The following is a 21,299-nucleotide window of genomic DNA, read 5'->3' as shown; positions in this document are numbered from 1 at the left end:
TGATTTATATCCAAGATGGCCATCCAGATACTCGGTGACAAGTTTTAGTTTAAATTCCTCACTATATTTAGCCATAAAAACACCCCCAAAAGTTAGTTGTCTACTCTAACTTTTGGGGGTCGATACCGTTAGGGACTTTTTTATTTCCTCCATAATATAATTGTCTCAATAAAATAAAGATGATATACAAATATATTGTGAAATTTGAATTATAAAGTTTAGAAGAATACATAGTGTTAGCTGATTGATATCCATCTAGGAATATGATCAAAAACCTATCTGAAATATAAAAATTTCTAGCTTAAGTATATACTTTTAAATGGAGTTAGAGTTAATACCTCGCTTTCATTTTGCTAACGTATTATAGGTGGATTTAGTGAAAGCAAGTTGAAAATAAAGTCACAAAAAAAGACATTAGATAGGAGTTTTCTAATGCCTTTTTTGCCTCTTAAATAACTACGGTGAACCGTATCATAAGTAAATGAGGTTTTTATTCTATGCAAAGAAATAAAGGGACACCTAGACCGCATTATGTCTAGGTGTCCCTTTATTGTGTCCTGAGATGTATCCGAGGCCTATAGAAATGCTGTTAAGAACTTTTTTCCTTTAAAAGGGCTTCATTCAAGTTAGTATCATATGGGAAGGTGAAACAATCCATCTCATAAAAAATGGTTTATTTTTGACATTTATGTACAAAATAATGTAGATATAAATAAAAGTGGTGACTAATATTAAAACATTGTGGTTTTTTCTAATTTTAGGAATACTATCCTTTATTTACTTGTACATCTTGATGAAGAAAATGAACGTCACTAATGTCTTGGGCTGCTATTTTTTATCCAATATTCTTATTACAAATACAGGTCTAATCATTAATTTAAATTTAGAACTTACAAAGCAAGCTCCAAATCAATTAATTTTTTGGACACAAAAAATTCCTGAGTTGTCACTCAAGCCAGCGTTACTTTTATGGTTTATTTATATTTTGTTCTCTAAGAGAACTATTATGAGTAAACTTATTTATCTCTTCATCTTCTTAACAGCACTTGTTTCAATTGAAATAGTATTCGTTCATATGGGATATTTGGAATGGGTAAATTGGAATGTATTTTATTCATGCTTGAGATACAGTCTAATTACCTTATTGTTGGCTATTTACTCCTTTTACTTAGAAAAACTTATTCATAAAGAGAAAGAGGTGAATACGACATGATTTTACCTCTTCCTGAGAAATTTGATTCAAATGAAATATTTATTATCATTTCCACAGTGCTTACTTGGGCCCTTATGTTTATATTACCTAGGCGCTTGACTGCTGTTACCATCACTATTATTTGGACATTTAATGTCTTTCTCGCTTTGTCAGCTGATATTACCATTGGTGTAAAACCATATGAATTATACTTTACGATCGATCATAAGAAGCATGAATTATTTGATGAATTATTGCACTTTGTAACTTACCCTACTCTTCCTTACTTTGTAGTAAACTTCTATCAACGTAACAAACCCAAAGGTCTAAAGCATCTTTCTTATATTATTTTTTGGGCAGGAGTAGCGACAGCTATAGAATGGATTTCAGTAAAGTTTCATGTTTTTACATATACAGGTTGGAAATTGTATTTATCCTTTTTCACTTATATGGTTGTATTTGCAGCTAACATTTGGCTTTCGAACTTAATTGAAATGAAACACTCTTACAAATGGACTTCAACTAGTTGATTCATTAAATCACCATCATTTTTGGATTCAAAGGAAACCATTGGATTAACGGTATTCCAAGAATAGATTTTATGATTGAAATACGACTATGTTTATACATTTTAAAGAAAGGATAGTTACGAAAAAAATCTACTCTCAATAAAATAAAAAAGACCTCATTTAGATATATCACGGTGAACCATAATATACACAGAAAAGAAGAAGTTTGTCCAATAGAGACAAACTTCTTCTTTTTATAAAAAGTGCAAAATTTAGTAAGATGCTTAAGCAGACACTAGAACTTTCTTTTCAACTTCTAGTTTTCGGTATACAAGGGCAATGAACATGGCTGGTAGGCTGCAAGCGAGCATTCCGAGGAAGGCATATCTGGGCTCAAATTCATAAAGGAACCCTCCGAAGATCGTAAACACCGCCGTGCTCCAGCTAAGTGCAAAGGCTGAATACATGCCTTGAGCTTTTGGTATGTGTGTAGGTGGAATGTTCATTGTTAAGTATTTCATAAACGCATAGTGCCCCATGGCAAACGAAAATGCATGTAGGGTCTGTGCAATGCAAAACACAATAACGTTTGGGAAAGTAAACACTAACACCCACCTCAGAGAAGATCCAGCTGCAGCTAATGCCAATAAGGTTCCTGGTGAAAATTGATTAAAGCGTTTATCAGCAATCGAGAAAAAGATAATTTCTGCAATGACGGCAATGTTAATGATTACACCGATGAGATAAATGGGTGCATTAATCTCTTGTAAAAAGATATAGCCATAATTGTAATAAGTAGCGTGGGCAGCTTGAAGCAGCACAACAATAATAAGTACAACCAGAAAATGTTTAGTGCGGAATAAATCTAATAGATTCACCTTCATCTTTTGATTTACTTGCGGTTTCTTCAATAAAATGTCTGGGGCATTGGTGAAGCTAAGAACAACAAAGCAGCTAATGCCAAGCAACAATGCCCAAAAAATAACATGATCTCCAAACATTCCTGTGAATATCGTTAACAAAATACCAACGGAAACAAATCCGATGGAACCCCACTGACGACTTTTTCCATAATGCTTCAATTGTTTACTTTGTACAAGAACACCGGCAACGCTATCTAAAGCTGGCATTAAGGTTGGGTAAAAGATGTGTAAAATGACGGTTACGATTAGTAAGGTGGTAAACGAATCAGCCGGGATATAGCAAAGGATCGCGATAAATGTTCCCATTCCAGCTACGTTTAAAAGTGTTTTATTACTAACTTTTTCTAATAAATATGGAAAAGCAAAAAGTGTAGAGAGGCCCCTTGCAACTAAACCGATACTCATAATTAAACTGGCTTCTGAAACCGTAATACCTTTTGTATGAATCATCCAGCCTGACCAATATGGTAGAAAGATTCCCCATGTCAGAAAAAAACTAAAAAAGTGTGTGCTCATCCAACGTTGTGTATTCATTCGTATCCTCCTTATCAATCGCATGATATCATGAGGATAGAAAAGATTAATATGAGATTTCTCATATTTTTGAGGTGGAAGATGGAAATTTATAAAGGTGAGAAAAAACGTTTATATTTAGAGAGTCACTCAATCGCTCATCAATTTTCTTTTCAAATGGAAGAATATCTAGAAGTAAGAGAATATAAGCGTGATGAGTGGATCATTCAAGAAGGAAAAAGGCCTGATTTTTTATTTTATGTGACAGAAGGAAAAGCGAAAATATATGTAACGCATCAAAATGGGAAAGTATCGCTTATTAACTTTATTAACGCGCATGATTATATTGGTGAAATGGAATTATTAAACGATGTGTACTATACAAAAGGAATTCAAGCATCCACAAAAACAGTCTGTTTTGCAATGCCTTTTTCCAAATATCGTAACAAACTACTTGAAGATGCAAGATTCCTTCGAGAATTAACAAAATTTTTGAGTGTGAAAGCAACTTTAATGGCAGCTAAGTACTCACAAAGCCTTGCTTTTCCCTTAGAAAATAGGCTGGCAGACTTTATTTTACAAACGGCTGATAAAGGAGTTTACCTAGAAAAGCACGTTATTGTTTGTGATTATTTAGGAGTCTCTTACCGCCACCTATTATATGTTCTGACACAGTTTTGTGATAAAGGGTATTTGGAAAAAGAAGGAAGGAACTATCGGATTAATCAGCAGAATGCTTTGTTTAAGCTTGCCGAAGCGATTAAGAATAAGTAAATTGGTATTTCATGAGGAAGCAAGGCAGTAAAAAAAGGTCAGACGTGGGTCTGACCCTTTTTCACAAAGGAGCTTTACTTAGTTACAGAAAAGCCTTCCTCATCTCTCACTCTATCAGCATACTCATCAAGCAACGCGCGAACTTCGTCAGTGGATTCTGATTCCATGAGTCGATTTCTCAGCTCACTTGCTCCCCTGAACCCCCGGACGTAAATCTTAAAGAAGCGGCGAAGTGGTTTGAATTGCCGCGGCTCGAGCTCTTCGGAGTACTTATCATGAAGATCGAGCTGTAGTCGCAGAAGATCGAGCAGTTCTTGGCTGGTATGCTCTTTCTTCTCGGTCTCGAAAGCGAATGGGTTGTGGAAAATCCCCCTTCCGATCATAATGCCGTCCACTCCGTATTTCTCAGCGAGTTCAAGTCCCTTTTCACGATCAGGAATATCTCCGTTGATCGTCAGCAATGTATTAGGAGCGACCTCGTCACGCAGTTTCATGATCTCAGGAATCAGTTCCCAGTGAGCATCGACGTCACTCATTTCCTTTTTCGTGCGGAGATGGATGGAAAGATTGACAATGTCCTGTTCCAACAGATGCTTCAGCCAGTCGTGCCATTCTTCCACTTTCGTATAGCCTAGACGGGTCTTCACACTGACGGGAAGTCCTCCTGCTTTCGCTGCCTGGATGATTTCCGCCGCGGTATCCGGTCTGCGGATCAGGCCGGATCCTTTCCCGTTGGCCGCCACATTGTGCACAGGGCACCCCATGTTGATATCAATTCCGCGAAAGCCCATTTTAGCCACACCGATACTCATTTCACGGAAGTATTCGGGTTTATCCCCCCAAATATGGGCGACGATCGGCTGTTCATCTTCCGTGAACGTCAGACGCCCGCGTACGCTGTCTTTTCCTTTCGGATGACAGTAACTTTCCGTATTCGTGAACTCTGTGAAAAACACGTCAGGTCTTGCCGCTTCACTCACGACATGACGAAAAACGACATCGGTCACGGCTTCCATCGGTGCCAGAACAAAGAACGGCCGAGGCAACTCATGCCAAAAATTATTCTTCATAGTATATTTAAACCCTTTCCTTAAGGAAAACATGTTCCCAAAATTAAAAAGTAAATTGATTTAGTCTTATCCATTCCCAGTTAGAATAGATTTCAACCAGTATATACTTTAATCGTAATAAACAAAAAGTGCAAGGGAACGATTCGTTTTGTTTCATCCTTAAGTAAAGGAGAAACCGTATAAGGTAAGGAAATAGGGGGAATTCCACAAGGATTCTAACCCTTTGCAAGTAGCCTTCAATAAAAAATTTCACTCATTAATTGTAAACAAAATATGTAAAAAATTGCTATAATGATTCTTAGGGTAACAGGATTATTTCTGCAAATTGAATGACAATAAAGGGGAGCGGCTGATGTCTGATTTCAATGAAAATCCGTTAGTGAAGAACGATGACAAGAAACCTAAGATTAAGGTGGAGAGAAAAGAAGGGGAACCGACAGCTGCTTTTAAAGGAGCAAGTTGGGCAGCATTGGTGATAGGTGTGTCCGCATATTTGATAGGCCTGTTCAATGCCGGTATGGAACTGAATGAGAAAGGGTATTACTTTGCTGTATTGGTCTTCGGGCTTTATGCAGCTGTATCGTTGCAAAAAGCGGTAAGGGACAAGGAAGAGGATATCCCGGTTTCGGGCATCTATTACGGGCTCAGCTGGTTTGCCGTGATTGTGGCTATATCCTTGATGACAATCGGGCTTTATAATGCCGGAAGTATCACCTTAAGCGAAAAAGGATTCTATGGTATGTCATTTGTCCTTAGTCTATTCGCGGCAATCACGATTCAGAAAAATATTCGGGATTCGCAGGTAGCAAGAGATAGGAACTGATAATCTAGGGGGGGGGTGCTTGCAGTACCTCCCTTTATCGTTCATGCGATTCGGAAAAGAATTCCGTATCCCCAGGCTTCCATCTTTAGCGTACACCAACCGTAATACCTTTCAGAAATCTTCACCTCTATGGATGTTAATTAATCGTTTTAATACTGGAGTATCCATGTGAGGAAGGACTGGATTGCTGCTGAATATAGAAAATTCGACATCCCGGCACAAATATTCGAAAAGTCGCATGATTTTATGAAATCTCGCATGAATAAACCATCACTCGCACGAAAATCCTAAATCCGGCACGATCCATATCATTTCTCGCATGATTCTTTATCTTGAAAATCCAACTAGAATCCCAAAAAGTTTTCACAGGAAACCCCGATAATAATAAAAAAGTATCCAATAACAACATTGTGTTCTGGATACTTTTTCTTTTGTCATGTCTTTATGATTGTGTCTCGTGCTTTTGATCTAAACGATAGCTTAAGAAGGTCAGTAAACTTGCACAGATCGCAACTACTCCGCCAACAAGTGTCACATTCAGCAACGGCCCTGAATGGTAAACAAGGCCTCCGAGCGCTGATCCCATGGCGATACCGACATTGCTTGCAACGGGCATCAGGGAAGCGGCAAGACCTGTCGCTTTTGGTTGATACACACCGGCAAGGTCGATTAAGTAAAGCTGGGTTGATGTAGTCAGGAGGATGGCCATCAAGGACATCAATCCGATGTTAATCAATCCAATGATAAAATGCCCGGTCGTAAAGTACAAGGCAAACAGCACAAATGCCTGGATAAAGAAAACGAATCGGAGGCGTCCGATGGCATTGTGACTGGCAATCTTTCCGGCCAGGATGTTGCTGAATATCGAGATGAATCCATAGGCAAACAGGATCAAGCTGATGGAATTGCTTGGTGCTTCCATCATGTTCAGGATGGGAACAAGATACGTAAATACCGCATAGGTGGCACCGAATCCAAGGGATGGAATGAAGAAAGCCATCAGGATTCTTGGGTGAGTCAATAAAGAAAACTGATCACGCATGGAACTGCGGTATTGGCTGAGTTTACTTGGCAAATTCATGAAAGATGCCAAAAAGGCTATCGCACCAAGTAATGTCGTTAATAGGAACGTAGCATGCCAGTCGTACCATTCGGCTATCACTGTGCCGATGGGAACTCCAATCACGTTTGCAAGGGTGAATCCACCGAAAACGAATGAGATGGCCACGCCGCGTTTTGTAACCGGAATCGCTTCGCTGGCGATCGTCATGGCAAGGGATATTAATACTCCTGTGACAATGGCTGTCAGCATTCGAAGTACCAGAAGCATGATGTAGCTTGTAGAAATGACACACAAAGCATTCAAAACGATGAAGGACCCTATCAAAAACAACATCCATCTTCGTTTAGGAAAATGACTTGTTGCAGACATCACAATGGGGGTGGCGATGGCAAATGTGATGGCAAACGCTGAAACGAGCGTACCTGCCTTTGCATTCGATATATGGAGACTGGAAGAAATCTCCGTTAAGATCCCGACGATGACAAACTCGCTTGTCCCGAGAACAAATGTAAGTAACGTAAGGGTTAAAATGAGAAACCAATGTTTTTTAGATAATACAGTCTCTTGCATAAGTACCTCTTTTCTAAGATGAATATCCATTAGGATAAAATGGGCAAACAATTTAATCATCATACCATAAAATATTTTTTTACAATAACCCTTTAAGGAAATTAGGATAAACAAACAGGACAGGACCAAATTCACGTACTGTCCTGCTTTACCTTATTAAGTTCTTCTATGAAAAAAAGAAATCCGCCTAACCAGAGACGGATTTCTTTTGGTACCACTCATAAAACATACCCGCTTCTTCACTCGATACCCCGAACAACAAACTCTCGTGGGTCGGATTTGCCCGATTTGAGAAGGTGATGGTCGCCACATTAAACTTCCGCTCGAGCCAGGAATGCTGAACTGTCACCTGCTGGATCCTGTCACGGTGGGTGACGAAAGTTTCGTTCAACCACCCTCCTTTACGAATTTGGACGATTTGGCCGTGACGGGTATAACTTGTAAAGGAATGATCAAGGATTCGCAGGAGGACGGATATCACGAAAACAATCACTGCCATCCATAGCCATTCCACCTTAAAGAACCATAGTCCAGCTACAGAAGTAATCGTCAGATAGTACGGTTGGATTAGCTTCAGCCAAAGGACTTTAAGGGGGAAACGTTCCATCTCTTCCTTGACTGGGTAGTGGGGAAGGATGGTGTGCAGCACGGCATATGCTTTACGTTTTGGCATAAATGGATAGAAAGAACTGATTTCCTCTGCTTGCCCTTCTGAGGAGCCTGCACTGATCAGCTTGATCGATACGAGACCAAGTATCCTTTTTATAATGGATTGTTCTACTCTGACGGCTTGTACTTTATTCTTTGGAATCGAGAAACTGACTTCATTCCCGATCCCCTTTTCTATATAAATCCATTCATGGTCATCGCTTATGACATAGTTTCCATATTTGATGGACGTCTTGAGGAAGCCGATCAAGAAGGACAGGACCATGGCAACAAGGAAAAGGACGGCAAGGATCCATATATGGTTGAGTAAGTAGTGCCACGCACTTTCAGCTGATTCTTCAATGGCAAAGAAATCGGCCAAATTGAAATAGATGGCACTTAATAACGGAAATATCGCCAGGAAACTGAGTGATGTGAAAGATGCTTTGAACATGTCATTCCTGGTCGTTTGAAAGTGTACCGTACGTTCCGTCGTTTTACCTTCCTCAATTTCCCCCATTCCTTGCTTTTGTTCAAGGTGAGACAGGATCCGCTCCTTCTCTTCCTTGGTAATCACGGGAAATTCAAATTGGGCGTTTTCTCCACTTGTCCCTGTCTCCATGGTTACAGAAGTTAATCCGAACCATCGATGAATGAAGGTGGTGTGGGTTCTATGGCTGTGGATTCTGTCCCAGTCGACCGTTTTTTGCTTTTTTACGAATAACCCTTCTGTGAAAATGATGGATTTTGTTTCTAGTTTATACCGGTTAAAGCTCCACTTGGCAACAATGGAAAGGACCGAACCAATTGTTGCTATCAATAATGCGTAGCGGCCCCACAGCACCCAGCCTGCTGTTGAATTCGCCTTCAGAAGGAAGAGGAGGATATAAAATCCTAAAAGGTTCTTCGCAGATGAAACCAACTCCACAATGATGATTGCCGGGTGATATCGTTTGGAAGAAAGCATCATGCTCCTTTTTCTCCTTCCTCAGAATCGTTGTCTCTTAGCTTTGCGAAGACGGCAATTTCTCCTTTTAATGTCTTCGCCACATTTCCCGGGATGGCCGGTATTTTATGATTGGAGGTCGTGGTACCGATTTCAAGGTCATAAAGGTCATACCGACGCATAATGGGTCCCTGTTCTGTTCTGACGAATTCCACTTTCTCCATGGGAATCAATACGTGGTGCTGCTGCCAGTTCCCGAATTTTAATTGAACGAATTCCTGATCGACCTGATAGCGCCATGTTCTTTGCAGATAAATCGGTTCAATGAGGATGGAGAAAATGGAGGAGACAATGAAAAGTCCTCCAAGAATGTAAAGAACGATCCCAATCCAGTCGTACCATTCGAATCGGTCACTGCATATTATCAGGACCCCGATGATGAATAGTGCTGTTGTATGTCCGATCGTGTTGGATATCCGCCAGACTATGATGGCTTTTTTGGATATGGTTTTCGTTGGTTCAGGTATGTGTATGTACATTTCATTCACCTCTGACTTAACATACGGTTTATGAAATGAAAGGTTTCGTCATTCTGCTTATTTTTGGAAAAAAGGTATGCGATAGGTACATAGATGAAGAGAATAATTTTCTTTAAAAAGGGTATACTATCCCTTGTTGCAGGGAGGTGTAAACATGCCTAATCAAAACGATAACAAATTCAAAAAAATCCAGTCTGAAAGCTTCAAACAAGGGAAATCCCAGGAAGAATACGCTGCCGAACTTGAAATGAATAAAATTAAAAGCCAGAAAAGAAAGTAATTTCGCACTACATAAAAGAACCCTCCCGATCAAGGGGAGGGTTCTTTCTGTTATAGAGATGTTTTAATCACTTTTTTATAATACAGGACCGATAATACACCGAAAATGGAATATAACACCGTATATAATCCCATCACAATGATCATTGGTGTCCAAACCTCGGCACCGAACAGGAACCATCCGGATTGGACAGCGAAGTAACTGTGCAGGAGACCGATGAGAAGTGGGATTCCGAAGCTGAAGAGTTGTTTACCTTGAATGCCTCTCAGTAAGTCCCCTTGAGTAAATCCTAATTTACGTAAAATCGTATAGTTCGGTTTCTCATCTTCACTTTCATCCATTTGTTTAAAGTACAGGATACAGCCCGATGTGATCAGGAAGGTGAGGCCGAGGAATCCGACGATGAACATGATAAGTCCGATGTTTTGTTTCTGTTCGGCTTTCATGTCGAACTGGGAGTCATTTGCCCACCCTTCATCAAGGTTTAATTCATGGAAAAGGTCGTTTGCGTTCATAAGGTCTTTTTCTTCTTCGATGGTCACGCCGATATAGAGTGAAGATTCCTTCTGAATCGAAGGATCCAGATCCCTTTTTAACTGTTGGAAGACATGGTCATCCACAACCACGACCGGTGATCCACCTGCTGTAAAATACCATGAAATTGGATATTCATCCCGCATTCCCAAATACTTAAGCTTGGTGACCTCCCTTTCTCCTTTCAGTTCTGTCATCCCTGAATCGTGTAACGGAATGACCTTTTGGAGTAAGTCGCTATAGCCTGTAAAGACTGTTTCGTCTTCTTTTACATCGACACCCCTAACGCTTTTCTCGCTGATGACTGAATTGGGCATGGCATCGAGCGAACCGTTCAGTTCACCAAATTCAGACTCTGTGATCCCTTTCAGGTTGACCATGACTTCGATGACTTCGATCTCTTCTTTCTTGTATTCAATCCCTTTTTCAAGGAGGGCATCTTTGAATTGCTGGAAGTCTTGTACATTTGTAAAAGAAAAATCAGTCGGTACATTATTTTCAGCTGTTTTTTCAGCTGAGTAATAGCCGATATAGCTTAACGACAATAATGCGATTGCCAAGGCTGATACCGTCGTGATGATTGTCAATAGTAACGCGTTCGATTTCATCCTGAACATGATGGACGAAAGAGAGAGTACCTCGTTTATATTCAAGTAGCCATCTTTCTTCTTGCGGATAACGTTGAATAGGAAACTTACAGAACCTTTATAAAACAGATAGGTACCGAGAATGACCGATCCCAGAATGAAGAGCATGGCCCCATAAAGCTGGGGCATGGTTGATAAGTCCCCGCCGAATAATTTGGAAGAAACGTAGTATCCTGAGGCAATCAGGATCATTCCGAAGACCCCTATGATGATTTCAAACCTGGTCATTTTTTTAACTTTCGTTTCCGTTGATGAACGGACCCTGAACAGAGATAGTATACTTTGCCTTTTAATGAATACAACATTCATTAACATGATCAACAGATAAATCGCACAGAAAACCAGGATGGTCTGAATGAGTGCTTGTGTGGAGAAGTGGAGTGTGGCGATCGCCTCGACTCCGGTTATGTTGAATAAAATCATGATGATCAATTTTGAGAAGGAGAATCCGATTAAGATGCCGAGTATTAATGACCCGAAATATAGGATAAAGTTCTCCACACTTAAAATGCGAAAGATTTTATTCTTTGTCATGCCGATTAACTGAAATAATCCGATTTCTTTACTTCTTCTCTTAATGAAGAGGGTGTTGGCATACAAAAGAAAAATAGAGACGATGGCGACAAGCAAGACGGAAGCGGCTCGAACGGCTGCTCCCCCCTTGATGGTTCCCTTTGCTGCATCCATGGATGGATCGTACTGCAGGGTCACAAAGGCGAAATAAAGGGCGACGCTAAAAACCAGGGCAAATACATAAAGATAATAATTCTTGAGGTTCTTCTTCAAATTCCTGAAGATAAGGGTATTAATGTTCATTTTGTACACCGCCCAGCACACCTTGGGTTTTCATGATGTCCTTGAAGAAATGCTGCCTTTCCTGCTCGCCTTTCGTTAACTGGGTATAAATCTGTCCATCCTTAATAAAGATGACACGACTGCAGTAGCTCGCCGCAACGGGATCATGTGTGACCATGACGATCGTCGCCTTCAGCTTTTGATTCAGCTCACTCAGCTTATTCAAGAGGTCAGAGGCCGATTTAGAGTCCAGGGCACCCGTCGGTTCATCCGCGAATATGATACTTGGTTCATGGATGAAGGCCCGTGCGGCGGATGTCCGCTGTTTCTGCCCGCCTGATATTTCGTTCGGATATTTATCTTTCAGTTCAAGAATCCCGAGCTCTGTAGCAAGGGCATTAAATTTATGATCGGCTTCCTTCTTAGGGGTTTTCGTGATGGATAAAGGCAGAAGGATATTTTCTTTCACCGTCAGGGTGTCGAGAAGATTGTAATCCTGAAAGATAAAGCCGAGGTGATTCTTTCGGAACTGTGCGAGTTGTTTTTCCTTCATCATCGTCATTTCATTGCTCTCAATCTTAATCGAGCCCTCACTCACTTTGTCGATAGAGGAAAGGACATTTAAGAGAGTGGTCTTTCCGGAACCAGATGCCCCCATGATACTGACGAATTCTCCTTTTTGAATCGACAGGTCGATACCCTTTAAGACTTCCTGCTTATTGAATTTATTGCCGTAGCTTTTATAAAGTTTTGTTGCTTCTAATATCGTCATCGTGAAAAACTCCTTTGATTTGATACCCTTATTATAAAAAGCAGGAAGCTTCTTTTCCTTTTATTGTTCGAACAAAACAGAAAAGCATGTGACATTTTTGTCACACGCCGGTAAGTTGGACGAAATCATTTTTCTCTGGAAAGGTGAGGGTAACCGTGGTCCCTTCTCCTCTTTTGGACTCGATCCCCACAGAAATAAGCAAGGGTTCTGAAACCCGCTTGGTTAGATATAGCCCCATTCCGGTTGAGGCGTGATCATGGTGGTCGAGGGTGGAGGTGTAGCCTTTTTCAAAGATTCTTGGCATATCCCTCGGCGCGATCCCCCTACCGAAATCTTGGATGGTTAGAGTCACTTTTCCATCCCGTATATCACTTACTATCACTATGTCCGATGTGGTGCTATATTTGACGGCATTGGTCAAAAGCTGCCTGATCATAAACGCCAGCCATTTCGCATCACTCAGCACGTTCGTTACATTCAATTGAAGGTCAAATCCGATTCCTTTTTGAATGCACCAGGATTGCAGTGTTTTTATTTCCTGAAAAATAACGCTCTCAAGATCCGTGTCTTCAATGTACAAATCATTCTCCATAAACGTCATCCGCTTCTGATGAAGCTGTTGATCCAATAAAAGGTGAATACGAAGCCATTCGTATTTTAATGGTGCCCTCAAAGGTTCGTTTTCCAGACGCTCAATCATCAAATGCATGGCTGTCAGCGGGGTTTTCACTTCATGAATCCAGGACAGAAGGTCATCCTTTTCCTGTTCGAGCATCACTCGATTCTCAGATGAAGTCTTTCTCAGCAGGGTTGCCTGCTCAGACAAACTCTCAGATACGATTTCTTCAAATGGTGAATCCGGGGCATCCACACCTGTAACTTGGAGATTATGATCCCATTCTTTCAGTCTTTTGAAGAAACGGATTTCCTTCTGGTATCGAATGAAAACAAAAACGATGAAAAAGAGCATGGATAGAAAAACCATATAAAAGATCGGTTGCAAGGGAATGGCCGAATCAATATAGGCAATAAAGATCCAAAACAGATGAAGAACAATCACAAATGATATCCAGCTTTTTCTCTCCCATATATAGGTACTGATCATAACGGATCCTCTTCAATGGCCATATACCCCTGGCCGACTTTCGTTTCAATGAAGCGGCCCAGTTCAATTTCTTCAAGGCGCTTCCTGAGGCGGTTCACATTGACGGTCAACGTATTATCACTGATGAATCGTTTGTCATCCCAGAGGCTGTTAATAAGGTCGTCCCTGCTTACAATTTTATTCTTCTGCTCAATGAGGAGCTTCAAAATGTACATTTCATTCTTCGTCAGTTCAACGGACCCCTGTTCATTAGCTACCGTGTTCCGTTCAAAATCAACGGTCGCCCCGCACCACGTCTTGATGCTGACCTGCTCCGTGTTATAGTTATACACCCTCCTGAGGGTCGCCTGGACCTTTGCTATCAGTACATCGAAATGAAAGGGCTTCTGGATGAAATCATCTGCCCCAAGCTGCATCGACATGACCATATCCGTCGGGTGATCACGGGAAGACAGAAATAAGATCGGCACATTGGAGTGCGTGCGGATCATCCGGCACCAGTGAAAGCCGTCGAATTTAGGTAGTTGGATGTCAATGATGACGAGATCGGGCTTTACTTCTGCAAAATCCTGCATCACCTGATTGAAATCAGTGATTCCGTATACCTCATAGGACCATTGGGAAAGCCTCTCTTTGATTTCATTGAATAAGGTTGCGTCATCTTCGATTAGTAATAGTTTGAACAAATAAATCACCCCCACGGTCTTACTGATTACATAAATTGTATAGTAAATTGAATGTATTTTCCATAAGACGAACAAGGGCTAATGCTAAATGGCTGCGGAACTTGAAGTCGTGATCTTTAAATCTTCGGTATAGGGTGTAATTATACGAAAGACCTACGCAAATTCGTTGACGGGAGCAGATCATTTACTCATAATACGTTTATGTGATTAAACATTTAAACTTTATGTGAAGGATGATCAGTTTGAAAGCTATGGCCATAAGAAATTACGGAAAGAATAGCCCATTAGAGCTCACGGAGCTTCCGACCCCGGCAGTAGGAGAACGGGACGTGTTAGTGGAGGTTCACGCAGCGAGCATCAATCCCATTGATTTTAAAATACGGGATGGAAAGGTGAAGATGCTATTAAACTATAAGATGCCCCTCGTGTTGGGGAACGACTTCTCCGGGAAAGTGATTGAAACAGGATCCAAAGTGAGTATGTTTCAGGTTGGCGATGAAGTATATGGAAGGCCCCGTAAAAACCGGATCGGTACGTTCGCTGAGTATCTGTCTGTCCACGAGGATGACATTTCCTTGAAACCGGACAACCTGACATATGTGGAAGCGGCCTCCCTTCCGCTGGTAGGTCTGACCACATGGCAGGCATTCCATGAGCTTCTCGAACTGAAACCAAATCAGAAAATCCTTATTCATGCAGGGGCGGGGGGAGTAGGGACATTTGCCATACAGCTTGCGAAGGAAATGGGGGCATATGTTGCCACAACGGCAAGTGAAAAGGGATATGACCTGGTTTCCTCACTAGGTGCTGATCGGGTGATTAATTACAAGGAAGACCAATTTGAGGAAATCCTAAACGGGTATGATGCGGTATTTGATACGTTAGGCGGGGATTCACTAAACCGTTCATTTCGCATTCTGAAGCCTCATGGAAAAATCGTCTCCGTTTCCGCAGTGCCAAATGGGAGATTTGCTGTAGAAAACGATTTGGGATTAGTGAAACGATTCCTATTTTCAATCGTAAGTAGAAATATATCTACCCTGGAGAAGCGGTTTAATGTAGACTATCACTTCTTATTCATGAAACCGAGCGGCGAACAGCTGACAAAGATCAAGCATCTGGTGGAACAAGGAAGCATCCGCCCTGTGGTGGATAGAGTATACCCCCTTGAGGAGACTCAGGAGGCCGTAGAGTACGTTGAAACAGGTAGAGCCAAGGGGAAGGTGGTTGTACAGGTGAAGAAGCCATAATAAAGGAATCTAACGAAAGGAGGGTTAACACGTGATCTTATTGTTCGTCTTTAGAATGTATAGATTTAGTTATGTCCCAGCCTCCTTTCATCTATTGATCAGTTAGATCGAGGCGCATATTCCCTTTTCCAACAACTTTTTCTTCAATCGGCCATTTTCTCCAACATTCGTTCCTGATTTCATTCGCATGTTTTTTCACTAGTTCTTCCTGTATAGCTGCTCTTCATCCGCCACATTACAGTTGTAATAAAAAGGTATTTTTCTAGTTTCATAGAGTAGTAGAATGAGCACCATTTGAAGTAAGAATATGTAAAAAAATGAAAGTGTACTTATTTGTATACATGTAAACAAATAAGTACACAAATGTAAACTAAAATGTATACATGTATACAAAGCGGTACACATATTGGTTTATAAGGATGTGTACAAAATATGTATACAAGAATACGAAAATGTACACAACTCCACTATCGCTAACCGTCTATATTCGATAGAAAAGTAGGATTGACCGGAGGAGAGAAATTGTATACTCTGAGAGTAAGAGTTGAAATTTTTTGATAAATTCATACTCATGAATGAAAGGATGATTTTAATGACGAACTCTCGAATTGCAGCCATTGATGTTGGTAATGATTCTTTAAAAGGTATTTTTGGAAAGATGGACGCTGAGGTAAATATTCCGAACGTCATCGCAAGAGATATTGAAGATCGTCCAATAATCGGAATTGAAGAACTGGATACACAGGACCCACTAGACGGCATACATATCCGTGTCCACTCCCCTGCTCTGAAAGACAATAATGCGATTTATCGTGTTGGTAATCTTGCAACGAAGAGCAATAACTCAACTGAACTTGATCCGGGAAGCAGTAAATCAGAAGAAGATCAAACATTGATCATGCTGTTTGCTTCTATTGCTCTTGATGCAGCACGGAACGATTCTAATTTTAAAAAGAATAATAACGTAATAGAAGCAAACTATACGCTCGGAACAGGTCTTCCCCTCCGTGAAGTGAAGGAAGGAAAAGATGTTGGATACCGTTCAAGATTATTAGGTTCTGTACACCAGATCGAGTTCCTTGTCACTCCCCGCTATCAAGGCATCAAGGTAAATGTTAAATTTGATGAAGTAAAGGTATATCCTGAAGGATTTGCTGCTTTTATCAACCTTGTGATGGATAATAATTCAAATATCATCAATAAGGATTTGGTTGATAAGCGCATTTTGATTCAGGATATTGGTGGATTATCAACGGATATCGCGGTCATCAAAGATCGAAAAGTAGACGATGATAAGGCGCAGGGATTTAACCTGGGAGTGTCTGAATCCCTTGAATTGATTCGTGAGGAAATCCGCTCAAGACACGGCATTGAGCTTGACAGTCGACGCGATGTGGTAGAAATTATCACGAAGAAAAATGATCGTAATCATATCATGGTCAAAGGAAGTCGGACAAGCGTCCATGATATTGTGGACCGAATCATGCTCGAACTGGCTAAAAAGCAATACCGTCACCTTCGCAATATGTGGCAAAAGAACTCCCAAACGGAAATCTGCTACTTCATCGGTGGTGGATCAAGCGTCCTGAAGGAGTATATCAAAACCCTTAATAACAATTTAGATGGGTACAATATTGACTTTTTCGAAGATGAAAAGGAAAGTATTTGGATGATGGCCAATGCTTACTACAAGTTGATCGCCGATTTCTCAAGAAAAACCCAAAAACAAGAACCCCAAAAAGAAGAACAAAAATTAGCGAAAACCAAATAGGGTGATGGTATGAAAGAAAAAGGGATGTCGAGGGGACAGCCGATCACGTTTCGGCTCCCTTCAGATACACCTGATCATGTTTTAAAACATTTACAAAAACTTAAGGAAACGGAGAAGCGAAATTTCTCCAGTAAGATTGCAGAACTTGTCCTGAATGGGGTAAATGATTCGATTTCCAAGCGGCGGGAAGCGATAACCATCCCCCTTCCGAAAGGGTTGGACAAGTCTCAAAGGGATTGGTTAAAGCATGAACACTCAGAAGCACTGCTCGGGAGTATCGTGTATCAACTGCTTTCAAACCCGGTTCGAACTGCTTCCCTTCTCGCTTCCTTAAGCAGTAACTCACTGGATATCGATGAAGCGCTCTATCTGCAGGAAGAATCGGCAGCAAGTCACGATACTTCACGGGAATGGTCCCTTGATCAAGTGATAGATGATTCACCTGAAGAAGTAGTGGATGAGCGTTCATACTCTTCAGATGAAGAATTGGACAACTTCGATTGGGATAGTGCCATGAAACCCCAGGAATCCGCTGGTGAAGAGCCTAAAGAAGAATCGATGGATGACCTCTTAGGTGATTTCCTCGCCCAAATGAATAAATAAATAAAGAACCTGAAGCGATAGGCTAATGCCTTAAGAGCTTCAGGTTCTTTTTGATTTAAAAATCGATCAATTTAGGACGTTGTAGTCCTCTTCTCCCCTCAAGCATACTTCCATCTTGAATACAACCACCTAGTATAGTTGGAAAATGTAATCAATTTGTCTTATTTGAATTATATTTTGCACTTAAATCTCACCAATCCACACTACTCCAAGGAAAGAATGTTACAGGACATTACAAGGAATTTTAAACATGTATAAAAAATGGCAGTTTACTTCAAATCATTTCCAACGTGTGGTTTAGACAAGGCAGAAATCGAGGTAAACACCGATTAAACAGAATAGAAAGATGGCACTAGGATTTTGGCTATACCAATAAAGAGGAGAGATTCGATGAGTATTCAAAAAAGTAATGATAGCTCAAGTCTCGCAGAAGTAATTGATAGAATCCTGGATAAGGGAATCGTCATTGATGCATTTGCCAGAGTTTCCTTGGTAGGGATCGAGATTCTGACAGTAGAAGCACGGGTCGTCATTGCCAGTGTGGATACATGGTTACGATATGCAGAAGCAGTTGGACTCTTAAGAGACGAGGTTCAGGAAGAAGGGCTCGCCAAGCAGGAGAATGAAAGAGGGACAGCATTCAGCATTTAAACAAGTAAATGAAATATAATTTTACTATTTTAATAGAAAAGAGGATGAATATGGCAGAAGTGAAAAGCGGTCAAAAGGTAGATGAGACAAATAATGAGCCAAAAGAAGAGCAGACAAGTGAAAGCAGGCAGATGAATTATGCGATTATCGGTGGAGTGGTTGGAGCAGGAATCGGGTTATTGTCCAATCCCGGTACAGGAAAAAAAGTAGTGGACAGCCTGGGGAAATCAGACGTGATGAGAGCCGCCAGTAAAGAACTTCGAAGATCAGCACAGGAATTCCTGACAGAGCAGGCCATCATCACTCTAAGGCAATCAGCTACAGGATATATGAGCAAACTCGAAGGTGGATTGCTATCACCTAAGAAGAAAAAGGAAGAGGGAGCGGAAGCAAATGAACCTAAAAGTGGTCAAAGCGGAGAATCCACCACTAAGTCAGGGGAAATAGAGGAAATCAAGGAAGAAAATAAACAACTGAACGATCGATTGGAACGAATCGAAGAGATGTTGAACAGCCTGGTGGAATCAAAGAAATAACAGTCATCCTGCTAAAAGGAGAGATTTAATGGGGAAGCCGGTAAAGAAAGCAGTTGGCAAAATGGCAAAAAAAGCCCTGGATCACGCTCCTGAACCAGTAAAGGAAAAAGTGAAGGATACTATTAAGGATAAGGCCAAAGAGAAATTTGTAGAAAATGTGGAAGACGGTATTCAATCAAAGGTAAAGGAAGCATCCGAGAAACTTGAGAATGCGAAGGAAAATAATGCTGCGAATGTTCATAACAAAGCGGAAGAGGCGAAGGAAAAAGTACAGGACGTCCTGCTTTCCGTACGCGAAAAATTAGGAAATGCAAAAGAAGCAGGAGAGGAATTTCAAAAGAAAATCTCCTCATCGGATCAAAATCAGACCAAAACAAAAGGTGTGAGCAGTCTTAAAGGGGCAAGTGACATCAAGAGCTCCTTTAATATTAAAAGCTCCACTGACATAAAAAGTTCAGAAAATATAAAATCATCTAAAGATATTAAGACGATCAGTTCTTAAGAGCCGAAAGGAGAAATAAAGGATGGCTATTCAGAAAAGTAATAACAGTTCAAGTTTAGCAGAGGTCATCGACCGAATATTGGATAAAGGAATTGTCATAGATGCTTTTGCACGGGTATCTGTCGTAGGGATTGAAATATTGACTGTAGAGGCGAGGGTAGTCATTGCCAGCGTAGACACATGGTTACGATATGCAGAAGCAGTAGGGCTGCTTCGCGATGATGTCGAGGAAAATGGTCTTGCCACTCAACAAAATGAAAGAAACTCCCAGTTTAGTATTTAAATAATATGGATAGTAACTGAAAGGAATGAGAAAGTGTTTTGAAGGGGGAATCCGTAGAGGTCCTCCCTTCCAAAACAGTAGGAGGCGACTATGGTAATCAAGGAGATTATGAATAGTGTGACAGATTTTTTCAATGAACATGTAGCGCCAGTCCATAAGATCACATCAGTGGAATTGACAGAAGATGAGGGTTGGAAGCTTCAGGTCGAGGTCATTGAAGAAAAGGAATATATGAAGAAATATGCGAAAGACGAAATGCTGGGAACCTATGATGTAATTCTCAATAAAGAAAAGGAAGTCATATCATTTAAACGACGGGACATTCGTTACAGAAGTGCCATCGGACAGGAAATGTAGTGGATGAGCGAGTAGGAGGGAAATGCACGTGACGGTCTTAACGAAACGGATCAAAAAGGATAGCAGGGCATTAATACAAGACGATGAAACGAAAGAATTGCTTTCGCGCTCATTGCAATACCTTAAAGCTGGATACCCTGTACACTTCACAGGTCCTTCCGGAGCCGGGAAAACGTCTCTTGCAATCGCTTTGGCAAAGAAGAGAAAAAGACCGGTGATGCTCATGCACGGAAATCACGAACTGAATAATAAAGACCTAATCGGTGATTTCACCGGTTATACAAGTAAAAAGGTCGTGGATCAATATGTACGATCCGTATATAAAAAGGATGAGAGCGTCACGGAGACATGGAGGGACGGACGTTTACTGGAAGCCGTCAAGAATGGCTATACACTAGTATACGATGAATTCACTCGATCCCAGCCGACCACGAATAATATCTTTCTATCGATATTGGAAGAAGGAATCATTCCCTTATACGGATCAAAGCTTACAGAGCCTTTTATTAGAGTACATCCGGAATTTGCCATTATATTTACGAGTAATCCTGCGGAATATGCAGGTGTCTATCAGACACAGGATGCCCTCTTAGATCGATTGATAACCATAAACGTAGATTACAAGGGTGCAGAAAAAGAGGCGATGATTGTATCGGAAAAAGCAAACCTCGTTATGGGTGAAGCCAAAGCGATTACAATGCTTGTCTCGACATTACGGGATCAATGTACCAATGAAATGAACGGACCAAGCTTGCGGGCTTCCATAATGATCGCAAGGCTTGCCATTGAATCTGACATTCCCATAGACGGTAAGGATCCAGATTTTCAACGTCTATGTATTGATATAGCAGCACACAGTGTCAGTCGATGTATCGACGGCAAAGACTCACAACAAAAAGCAGAAAAGTTAATTATAGATGCATGCAAACAAATGAAGGTATCTGAGGAATAAAGGAG

General features: G+C 40.9%; 22 protein-coding genes. 13 read left to right on the top strand and 9 right to left on the bottom strand.

Annotation, left to right across the window (positions count from 1 at the left end):
- The first annotated feature begins 1,209 nt into the window (after window positions 1–1,209).
- Window positions 1,210–1,722: a CBO0543 family protein gene (locus BAA9072_RS10255; protein WP_201714578.1), complete on the top strand. Its 513-nt coding sequence runs from the start codon at window positions 1,210–1,212 to the stop codon at window positions 1,720–1,722.
- A gap of 263 nt (window positions 1,723–1,985) precedes the next feature.
- Here the strand turns inward: BAA9072_RS10255 and BAA9072_RS10250 are convergent, their stop codons facing one another.
- Window positions 1,986–3,158 (bottom strand): MFS transporter, encoded by a 1,173-nt coding sequence (locus BAA9072_RS10250; protein ID WP_201714577.1) that lies wholly within the window; start codon window positions 3,156–3,158, stop codon window positions 1,986–1,988.
- Between the two features lie 81 nt (window positions 3,159–3,239).
- Here BAA9072_RS10250 and yeiL point away from each other — a divergent pair, with 81 nt between their 5' ends.
- The gene (yeiL, locus tag BAA9072_RS10245) at window positions 3,240–3,911 is read left to right on the top strand and encodes a transcriptional regulator YeiL (RefSeq protein WP_201714576.1); all 672 of its coding nucleotides are present in this window, start codon (window positions 3,240–3,242) and stop codon (window positions 3,909–3,911) included.
- Between the two features lie 74 nt (window positions 3,912–3,985).
- Here yeiL and BAA9072_RS10240 read toward each other — a convergent pair whose 3' ends face one another.
- Entirely contained in the window at window positions 3,986–4,981 is a 996-nt protein-coding gene (locus BAA9072_RS10240; protein WP_201714575.1) for a tRNA dihydrouridine synthase, read from the bottom strand.
- A gap of 352 nt (window positions 4,982–5,333) precedes the next feature.
- On the opposite strand from BAA9072_RS10240, the gene yiaA reads away from it, so the two are divergent.
- Entirely contained in the window at window positions 5,334–5,804 is a 471-nt protein-coding gene (gene yiaA / locus BAA9072_RS10235; protein ID WP_201714574.1) for an inner membrane protein YiaA, read from the top strand.
- A 442-nt stretch (window positions 5,805–6,246) separates the two neighbouring features.
- Here the strand turns inward: yiaA and BAA9072_RS10230 are convergent, their stop codons facing one another.
- From BAA9072_RS10230 to BAA9072_RS10220, 3 genes are all read right to left on the bottom strand, one after another.
- A complete protein-coding gene (locus BAA9072_RS10230; protein ID WP_201714573.1) occupies window positions 6,247–7,437 on the bottom strand; it encodes an MFS transporter in 1,191 nt (396 codons plus the stop codon).
- A 187-nt stretch (window positions 7,438–7,624) separates the two neighbouring features.
- Window positions 7,625–9,055: a PH domain-containing protein gene (locus tag BAA9072_RS10225; RefSeq protein ID WP_201714572.1), complete on the bottom strand. Its 1,431-nt coding sequence runs from the start codon at window positions 9,053–9,055 to the stop codon at window positions 7,625–7,627.
- Window positions 9,052–9,570: a PH domain-containing protein gene (locus tag BAA9072_RS10220; RefSeq protein WP_201714571.1), complete on the bottom strand. Its 519-nt coding sequence runs from the start codon at window positions 9,568–9,570 to the stop codon at window positions 9,052–9,054. Before BAA9072_RS10220 ends, BAA9072_RS10225 begins: the two co-directional genes overlap by 4 nt.
- A 154-nt stretch (window positions 9,571–9,724) precedes the next feature.
- Between BAA9072_RS10220 and BAA9072_RS24495 the strand changes: the two genes are divergently transcribed.
- Entirely contained in the window at window positions 9,725–9,850 is a 126-nt protein-coding gene (locus BAA9072_RS24495; RefSeq protein ID WP_269139944.1) for a hypothetical protein, read from the top strand.
- Window positions 9,851–9,900: 50 nt separating this feature from the next.
- Here the strand turns inward: BAA9072_RS24495 and BAA9072_RS10215 are convergent, their stop codons facing one another.
- The 4 genes from BAA9072_RS10215 to BAA9072_RS10200 all read right to left on the bottom strand — a co-directional run bounded on the left by BAA9072_RS10215 (window position 9,901) and on the right by BAA9072_RS10200 (window position 14,389).
- Entirely contained in the window at window positions 9,901–11,847 is a 1,947-nt protein-coding gene (locus BAA9072_RS10215) for an FtsX-like permease family protein (RefSeq protein WP_201714570.1), read from the bottom strand.
- Window positions 11,837–12,598, bottom strand: a complete 762-nt coding sequence (locus tag BAA9072_RS10210; protein WP_201714569.1) for an ABC transporter ATP-binding protein — start codon at window positions 12,596–12,598, stop codon at window positions 11,837–11,839. The genes BAA9072_RS10215 and BAA9072_RS10210 overlap by 11 nt, the downstream gene beginning before the upstream one ends.
- A gap of 100 nt (window positions 12,599–12,698) precedes the next feature.
- Window positions 12,699–13,703 (bottom strand): sensor histidine kinase, encoded by a 1,005-nt coding sequence (locus BAA9072_RS10205; RefSeq protein WP_201714568.1) that lies wholly within the window; start codon window positions 13,701–13,703, stop codon window positions 12,699–12,701.
- Complete coding sequence (locus tag BAA9072_RS10200; RefSeq protein WP_201714567.1) at window positions 13,700–14,389, bottom strand: response regulator transcription factor; 690 nt, start codon at window positions 14,387–14,389, stop codon at window positions 13,700–13,702. The genes BAA9072_RS10205 and BAA9072_RS10200 overlap by 4 nt, the downstream gene beginning before the upstream one ends.
- 242 nt (window positions 14,390–14,631) lie before the next feature.
- Here BAA9072_RS10200 and BAA9072_RS10195 point away from each other — a divergent pair, with 242 nt between their 5' ends.
- The 9 genes from BAA9072_RS10195 to gvpN all read left to right on the top strand — a co-directional run bounded on the left by BAA9072_RS10195 (window position 14,632) and on the right by gvpN (window position 21,294).
- Complete coding sequence (locus BAA9072_RS10195; RefSeq protein ID WP_201714566.1) at window positions 14,632–15,639, top strand: NADP-dependent oxidoreductase; 1,008 nt, start codon at window positions 14,632–14,634, stop codon at window positions 15,637–15,639.
- A gap of 592 nt (window positions 15,640–16,231) precedes the next feature.
- Window positions 16,232–17,410: a ParM/StbA family protein gene (locus BAA9072_RS10190; protein WP_201714565.1), complete on the top strand. Its 1,179-nt coding sequence runs from the start codon at window positions 16,232–16,234 to the stop codon at window positions 17,408–17,410.
- 9 nt (window positions 17,411–17,419) lie between these two features.
- On the top strand, window positions 17,420–18,013 hold the full coding sequence (locus tag BAA9072_RS10185; protein ID WP_201714564.1) for an uL1 family ribosomal protein: 594 nt from the start codon (window positions 17,420–17,422) through the stop codon (window positions 18,011–18,013).
- A 390-nt stretch (window positions 18,014–18,403) separates the two neighbouring features.
- Window positions 18,404–18,664 carry a gas vesicle structural protein GvpA gene (gene gvpA, locus BAA9072_RS10180; RefSeq protein ID WP_201714563.1) on the top strand — a complete coding sequence of 87 codons (261 nt, stop codon included), beginning with the start codon at window positions 18,404–18,406 and terminating at the stop codon, window positions 18,662–18,664.
- A 50-nt stretch (window positions 18,665–18,714) separates the two neighbouring features.
- Window positions 18,715–19,200 (top strand): GvpT/GvpP family gas vesicle accessory protein, encoded by a 486-nt coding sequence (gvpT, locus tag BAA9072_RS10175; RefSeq protein ID WP_201714562.1) that lies wholly within the window; start codon window positions 18,715–18,717, stop codon window positions 19,198–19,200.
- 28 nt (window positions 19,201–19,228) lie between these two features.
- Window positions 19,229–19,702 carry a gas vesicle protein GvpQ gene (gvpQ, locus tag BAA9072_RS10170; RefSeq protein ID WP_201714561.1) on the top strand — a complete coding sequence of 158 codons (474 nt, stop codon included), beginning with the start codon at window positions 19,229–19,231 and terminating at the stop codon, window positions 19,700–19,702.
- Between the two features lie 22 nt (window positions 19,703–19,724).
- The gene (gvpJ, locus tag BAA9072_RS10165) at window positions 19,725–19,985 is read left to right on the top strand and encodes a gas vesicle protein GvpJ (protein ID WP_201714560.1); all 261 of its coding nucleotides are present in this window, start codon (window positions 19,725–19,727) and stop codon (window positions 19,983–19,985) included.
- Between the two features lie 90 nt (window positions 19,986–20,075).
- On the top strand, window positions 20,076–20,342 hold the full coding sequence (gene gvpO / locus BAA9072_RS10160) for a gas vesicle protein GvpO (protein ID WP_201714559.1): 267 nt from the start codon (window positions 20,076–20,078) through the stop codon (window positions 20,340–20,342).
- Window positions 20,343–20,370: 28 nt separating this feature from the next.
- The gene (gene gvpN, locus BAA9072_RS10155; protein ID WP_201714558.1) at window positions 20,371–21,294 is read left to right on the top strand and encodes a gas vesicle protein GvpN; all 924 of its coding nucleotides are present in this window, start codon (window positions 20,371–20,373) and stop codon (window positions 21,292–21,294) included.
- Window positions 21,295–21,299: the final 5 nt, after the last annotated feature.

This window comes from Rossellomorea arthrocnemi (genome assembly GCF_904424705.1).
GTDB lineage: Bacteria > Bacillota > Bacilli > Bacillales > Bacillaceae_B > Rossellomorea > Rossellomorea arthrocnemi.
Note: the sequence above shows the minus strand (reverse complement) of the source record. Positions and strands in the feature narration are given on the sequence as shown.